General features: G+C 42.4%; 1 protein-coding gene. It reads left to right on the top strand.

Annotation, left to right across the window (positions count from 1 at the left end; genetic code table 11):
- A partial coding sequence (locus J3L16_RS15910) for a transposase (protein WP_207614046.1) occupies positions 1 to 362 on the top strand: 362 nt, incomplete at its 5' end.
- Positions 363 to 630 lie beyond the last annotated feature (268 nt).

The following is a 630-nucleotide window of genomic DNA, read 5'->3' as shown; positions in this document are numbered from 1 at the left end:
GCATTGGTAAAATACTGGCGCTCACTATTTTATACGAAGTGGGTGACATACAACGCTTCGATCGCGTTCAGCAATTTGCGTCTTACGCTCGACTAGTTAAATGTAAAGCAGAGTCGGCGGGTAAATCGTATGGCACTCAGGGCAACAAAATAGGTAATGCGCATTTAAAATGGGCGTTCAGCGAAGCCGCCGTACTGTATTTAAAAGGCAACGATAAAGCCAAGCGCTACCTTGAAACACTCCAAAAACGAATGAGCAAAGCTAAAGCATTATCCGCTTTAGCGCATAAAATAGGCCGCTGTGTTTATTTTATGCTTAAGAATCAACAGGTATTTGATGAAGACAAGTTTTTAAACGGGTAAGCCGCGCAATGGCATGAGCTTCATCATATAACTGGGAAAATGGCGAGTATCTTGTTATCGCACATCAATCTGCCTTTAGCAGCATCGATAACTATACCAAACACGCCTTAACCAAATCGCTTTGATTAGACATGCCATTGTCGCGCAATATACACTTTTATCAGATTTTGCTTACACCTTTACTGAGCCTCGCTCTAACTGGATTTAGTAGCCAACACGCTTTGAATAGGACAGATGAAGGTTAACCGATGAATGTCTAGTGCCGTTG

This window comes from Alteromonas sp. 5E99-2, assembly GCF_017368475.1.
GTDB lineage: Bacteria > Pseudomonadota > Gammaproteobacteria > Enterobacterales > Alteromonadaceae > Alteromonas_F.
Note: the sequence above shows the minus strand (reverse complement) of the source record. Positions and strands in the feature narration are given on the sequence as shown.